General features: G+C 70.8%; 6 protein-coding genes and 1 pseudogene. 4 read left to right on the top strand and 3 right to left on the bottom strand.

All coding sequences use genetic code 11. From position 1 onward, the window contains the following. Positions 1-142: 142 nt before the first annotated feature. Complete coding sequence (locus ABD335_RS26800) at positions 143-343, bottom strand: hypothetical protein (protein WP_344328131.1); 201 nt, start codon at positions 341-343, stop codon at positions 143-145. A 487-nt stretch (positions 344-830) separates the two neighbouring features. On the opposite strand from ABD335_RS26800, the gene ABD335_RS26795 reads away from it, so the two are divergent. From ABD335_RS26795 to ABD335_RS30970, 4 genes are all read left to right on the top strand, one after another. Beyond that, positions 831-1,076 carry a hypothetical protein gene (locus ABD335_RS26795; RefSeq protein ID WP_344328129.1) on the top strand — a complete coding sequence of 82 codons (246 nt, stop codon included), beginning with the start codon at positions 831-833 and terminating at the stop codon, positions 1,074-1,076. 134 nt (positions 1,077-1,210) lie between these two features. Next, positions 1,211-1,945 (top strand): aromatic acid exporter family protein, encoded by a 735-nt coding sequence (locus ABD335_RS26790; RefSeq protein ID WP_344328126.1) that lies wholly within the window; start codon positions 1,211-1,213, stop codon positions 1,943-1,945. A 229-nt stretch (positions 1,946-2,174) separates the two neighbouring features. Continuing rightward, entirely contained in the window at positions 2,175-2,624 is a 450-nt protein-coding gene (locus tag ABD335_RS26785) for an ATP-binding protein (protein ID WP_344328123.1), read from the top strand. A gap of 608 nt (positions 2,625-3,232) precedes the next feature. After that, positions 3,233-4,234, top strand: coding sequence for a helicase associated domain-containing protein (locus ABD335_RS30970; protein ID WP_425583758.1), 1,002 nt, complete (start codon positions 3,233-3,235; stop codon positions 4,232-4,234). 358 nt (positions 4,235-4,592) lie between these two features. Here the strand turns inward: ABD335_RS30970 and ABD335_RS26775 are convergent. Next, positions 4,593-4,922 (bottom strand): annotated as a pseudogene (locus tag ABD335_RS26775) (transposase); the annotation flags it as partial. Positions 4,923-4,988: 66 nt separating this feature from the next. Continuing rightward, positions 4,989-5,687 carry a hypothetical protein gene (locus tag ABD335_RS26770; protein WP_344328120.1) on the bottom strand — a complete coding sequence of 233 codons (699 nt, stop codon included), beginning with the start codon at positions 5,685-5,687 and terminating at the stop codon, positions 4,989-4,991. Positions 5,688-5,738 lie beyond the last annotated feature (51 nt).

The raw sequence follows: 5,738 nt of genomic DNA, 5'->3' as shown, positions 1-5,738 counted from the left end.
CCCCCCGGCGGCACGGGCGCCGTCTCCGGTCACATCACCGGCCGTCCCGGCCGCGGTCGCCCCGGCTCGACGCCGTTGTCGGACGGGAGCGACACGGCCGGTGTGCGGCCCGGCTCATCGGACCGGTTCCGGCCCCGTGCCATCAGCCGCGGTCGCGGCCGTTCCGGTGGTCCCGGTCACCACGGTCCCGGTCGGTGTCCGTGGTGTAGGAGACGGCAGCGGCGTGGTGGGGGCCGGAGTGGGGTGCCGCCGAGGCGGTATCCCCGGCGGCGAGCACCGCGCCGGCCGCGACCGCCGGAGAGATGGCCGCGGTGGCGGCCCGCCGTCCGAAGACTCGACTCACGATCGTTCCTCCTCGTGCCGTGCCGGCGCCCCGTCCCACGGGACGTCGGGCGGTGCCCCGAGGTGGTGGGGCACCGCTGAAGCTACCCCCAGTTGGTTGAACAGTAAACTTTTAGTTTCATGAAGTATTTCACTCGCCTCGCCCTCGCGAACGGGAAATAATCCGGCGGTCCGCGGCGCTCGCTTCCTGAATCGGCCGCGCCGACCGCCCGCAGGGAGAAGTCCCCACCGCACAATGGACTCGACGCGGGGCGCCGTCCTACACGGACACACGCGGCCGCCGGGAACATCCGGCACCCGGCGGACCACCGATGCATGCGCCTGCACGGCATCGCACTCGAGGCCGCCGGACTCCCTATCCCCGGACCGCCGGAGGGCGTTGGCCAAGCCCGACGAAAGGCGACATTCCCCCTTTCATGCAAGATTCAACCAATGCTCGACAAAGGCGGCCGATCCCGCCTCGCGGGCCGTGGCTGATGCTGGGGCGCATGGTCAAGGCCGTGACCGCCGGCCGCAGCAGAAGCGTGTTGTCACACGGCGTCAAGAATCTGATCGCGGTCCTGCTCGCCTGGCAGGTGACCGCTCCATGGGGGCCGGGACGGCCTCAATTCCTGGCCGCCACCGCCCTGGTCGTGGTCAACACCTCGACGGTGCACCACTCGGTGACCGAGGCCGCGCGCCGGATCGCCATCCAGGTGGCGGGGGCCGCCCTGGCCGTCGCCACCGCCTGGTGACTGGGTCCCACTGCCGGAAGCATCCTGGTGGTCCTCGCCGTCGTCCTGGCCGCCCGCGGGCGCCGGATGTTCGACGATCAGCTCCGGGTCGCCTCGACCGCGCTGCTCACCCTGGCCGCCGTGGCGTGACTTCGGTGCGCGATCTCGCCCTTCTGGCGCTGGCCACGGTGACCGGGGCGGTCGCGGGGACGGCGGTCAACGCCCTGATCCTGCCTCCGGTGCACGTGGACGACTCCCGTGCCGCGGTGCGCCGACTGGCCCAGGCCACGAGCGCGCTGCTGCACGACATGAGTCGCGGCCTGCGCGAGCAGCAGCAGACCGGCCGGCCGGAGGTCTGGTTGTCGCGGGCGCGCCGGCTCGAGGAGGAGATCGCCGAGGCACGGGACCAGGTGCGGCCGGTCGAGGAGAGCCTGCGCTGGAACATCCGCTGCACCGTGCAAGCGCCACGGCGGCCCGGAACCTGCGGCGAGGCCCTCCGCGTCCCGCACGGAGCATCGCTGCAGGTGCGGGGCATCGCCCGGACCCTGGCCGACATCGTGGAGGACCCCCGGGCCGACCGCCGTCCGGGGCCGCTGTTCACCGACCGGTACGCCGAAACGCTGGAACCGGCCGGGCGATCCGTCGAGGCCTTCGCCGGCCTGGAGCACACCGACGCCCGCGAACAGGTGCGCACCGCGCTCGATCAGGCCCACGCCTGGCACGACAGCATGACCGAGCTCGTCGAACACGGCGCCCTGACCAGACCCGACGCATGGCACGTCCACGGGGCGCTGGTCACCGACGCGGAACGGCTCCTGTCCGACCTGCACCGCGCGGAGGTGTCCGAGCGGTGGAAGACCACCCTCTTCCCCCGACTCCGCTGCCCCTGACGGCCCGCTCGATCCTTCGCCCTGGGCCCTGCCGCGACCGCCCGCTGTCTCACCCCGCCGAAAGCACCCGGAATGCACCCCGTTCTTCGACGGGGCGAAATGAGAGGTGCGTCACACCTCGCAGGGCCGCAGGGACTCACCCCGAGGAGTAAGTTGAACGTTAAACAATGTTGTCCGAGTCGTCGGCGCTCCCGCCGCGACGGATAGCACCCCCGGAAGGGCCACCCCCATGAACGCTGCCGAGATCCGCCGACCGGCCCGCTCCGCCCGGCAGGGCGCCGCGCCGACCCGCTCCCTCACCTGGCCGCTGCCCTGCACCGCCGACGCTCCCGCCCGGGCCCGGCGGCTCACCCGCAAGCTCTTGCACGACTGGGGCCTGGGCGACGAGTACACCTGCCGCGCCGAGGCCGTCGTCGCCGAACTGGTCGGCAACGCCCTCACCCACGCCCGCCCCGACATCCACATCACCTGGCGGCTCGTCCGCGACACCGAACAGCCCTCGGTCCGCGTGGAGGTCACCGACGGGGGCCCCGCCCCCTCCCCCGCCGACGCCGACTACGACCCCGACGAACACGGCCGAGGACACCTCATCGTGACCGCGCTGGCCTCCCGGTGGGGCACCGCGCCCCGCAAGGGGCGGCACGGCTGCACCCGCTGGGCACAGATCACCCCCCGCTGATTCCGCTCGTCGGGCCGGCCCCGTAAGCCCCGCTCGTCACTCGTCCGCGTCGGTGACGGCCGTGACCGGCCGGCCCGGCGCGGCCCGCTCGGGGAAGCGCATCATGCTCGACGGGGAACGCCGGGACGCCGGTTCGGCAGGCTCCGTCAGGCCACGGCCCCGGGAAGACCCGGCGGGGTTTCCCGCAGGGGGGAGCGGTCAGGCCGCGACCCGAGAGGGCCGTTGCGTCGTCGCGATCCCGGCCGACCCGGCCGCGAATCCGGGGACCGGCGTCGAGGAAGAGCCCGGCTTCCAGGCGGGCCGGGTCGTGATCGTCGCGTTGTGGGCGGCCGCGCGACATCACGTCGCCTCGCGCAGACCCCGGCGATACGACCGTCCGGTTCGACGGCCGGCCCTCGTGCCCGGGTCGCGTCAACGGCCCTCTCCTCCCATCCATCGAGCTCATCGAGTTGCGAAGGGTCGGCGCCTGGGCGGTTTCGCCGCGGACCCGCGCCAAGCGATGGCGAGGAGGCTGCCCACCATCCGGTGTCAGAGGCAGGGTTGGCGCCGCCCGGACCGAGCCCAAGGAGTCGTTGAGCGCGCCATGCGCCGAGAACCCGGCCTGGCCCGTGGACTGGCAGCGGCACTACGCCAAGGTGAAAGCCTGCCCCGACGGCGGCGCCACCCTGGAGGAGATCCGCCCCGGCGTCACCGTCGGCGGCGAGGACACCGGACTCTGGCTCGCCCGACAACGCACCGGATGGCAGCAGTCGGCCGACAGGCAACGCGAACGCCTGACCGCCCTCGGCATCACACCAACCGCCCCGACGACAGCGGACGGCACAGCGGCAAGCGACGGCCAAGCCGGGAGCGACGGTCGGACCAGGCAGGCACCGTGGGCGGTGGTGGTACCCACAGACACGACCGCCTGGGACCGCGCCCTCGCCGCCCTCCGCCAATACTTGGGCCGGGGACACACCCGGGTGCCGAGAAAGTGGGTCGAGGCCATCCGCGACCAGACCGGACAGAAACACCCCAGCAAACTCGGGGTATGGCTCAGCAACCAGAAAAGCCGCCGCGACCGGCTCCCCCACGAGCGAGTGAAGAAGCTGGAAGAACTGGGGGTGCAGGGCGGGGAGGCGCCGGGATCCAGGACGTGCCCGTGGTCATGGAACCATCCCCGCGGGTGCGGGGAGCAGAGCAAGGACGTCGCGCTGCAGATGGTCAGCGAGGGACCATCCCCGCGTGGCTACGTTCACGACTTCGGGCAGCGTTTGCTCACGACTTTGGGAGGCGGCCGGGACGCGGCGGCGTTCGAACTGTTCACGAGGTCCGGCAGCACCGGCTACGGCAGAGCGCCTCGGGCAGCCCGGCACGGCAGGCGGCGCTGGAGCATCCCCGGGTTCACCCGGCGCCCCCCTGAGTCGATGTGGGCGAGCACCATAGCGGCGCCGTCCTCTGCGGCAATGCGGTGGGCGAGTTCGGCCGCGCGACGGTGGTGGGCCGGCTCGGACAGGCAGGCCGTGATCGCGTCGCCGAGAGCTTCTCCCGGCGGCCCCGGTAGGGCACCCGGATGGTACCGCCGGTGCCTCGGCGGGCCTTGTCCGCCCAACAGGCCAGGGCGTCGATGATGTCCCCGGAGGGGGCGCCCCCCGTGGGTGCGGGACGCGCGGAGGTCGTGAACCGCCCGAGGCAGGGCCGGTGAGGCCCGGATCGGCTTCACCGCCGGACCGGCAAGGACCTGGATGTTCTTGCCGTGCCGCTTGCGCCTGCCGGAGTGGCAGGGCCGGTCGGCGGCGATGTCCCCAGCCTTCGGCCGGAAGGTGCCCCCAGTCGATGGGCAGCACCGTGCTGTCCAGCACCGCAAACGCCTTGGCCACGGCCGTCCTCACCGCTTGGGCCGGGTTGGGCGCGAGGGCTGTCAGGAACTCGACGCCCTCACGGAGGTGGCGGTAGACGGTGGCAGTACCACTCCGGCAAGCCGCGGCGAGCCGGCTGTAGGTGCGCAGCACAGGTGGGCCAGGACCAGCAGTGCTTGCCGGCTACCGCCGGATCCGTCACCACCCTCTGCATCAGGTTGGAAACGGCTCGGTCCCAGGTCCCGTCCGCCGACCAGCGCCGATGGCGCTCATAGACGGTCTTCCAGTTCCCGAAGCGCTCGGGAAGATCACGCCAAGGAACCCCCGTGCGGACTCGGAACAGGATCCCGTGGATCACCTGTCGGTGGTCGGACCATTGACCACCCCGGCCACCCCGACCACCAAGTTTCGGCAGATGCGGCTCAAGCCGCGTCCATTCGTCAGATCTCCCCGCCCACAACCGGAACAGCGATCCCAACGGCCGACAGTCACATGGTCCGCCGGGCAGAACTCGACCAAGGGCCCTTCAACGCCCGGCTAGGCGGGTGAGTTCCGCGCTGAAGTCGCGCAGCTCGGGTGATGGGCGCGAAGCGGACTTGACGAGCTGCGCCACGGAACGAGCTTGCCTGGATACACAAGCGGGTTCCATCAGACCTGCCCCTCCCGACTGTTCAGGGTTCATGGCCTGTTCTGCCACCGCAAGGAACTCTGTGGCCTTGTTGGTGGGAGCAAGGTAGGTGACTTCCGGCACCGTGACAGTGGAACCGTCATCCATGTGCAGCGAGATGGTGAAGGTGTAGATCCAGGGCATCGACCCTTCTCCGTAGCTCTCGGGTCCTACAGTGAACGCCACACGTTCCTGGCCATGGGGCGGGAGGGTGTACTTCATCTTCCGGGTGATAACGGAACCAGCACCCGCCTTGTGCGGGATCTTGATGTTGTACTGGGCCTTGATGACGGTTGGCCCGGCACCGTAGGGACAGAGAACCTCGGTAGCGGAAGTAAGGCGCACTTCGGCATGGGTGACGAGGACAGGATCGTCTGCTCTGTTCCTCAGCGTCACGCTGACTACGGACGCGGGCACTTCGACCTGTTCGGTGACTTGCTCGTCGAAGACCACATCCGCGGCGATGTTCTGCTCTCGGTCGACGTCAGAGTCGACCAGTTCGACCCGCGGCGGCGGCTCGGGGGAAGGCTTGGGCTGTACATCGGGCCAGAATAACAAGTCATCTCATTTGGCGAGTCGGCGGTAGCAGATGAGAGTGCAGGCGATGCT

Source organism: Streptomyces macrosporus (genome assembly GCF_039533145.1).
Lineage (GTDB): Bacteria > Actinomycetota > Actinomycetes > Streptomycetales > Streptomycetaceae > Streptomyces > Streptomyces macrosporus.
The sequence above is the reverse complement of the archived record's forward strand: the minus strand, read 5'-3'. Positions and strand labels throughout refer to the sequence as shown.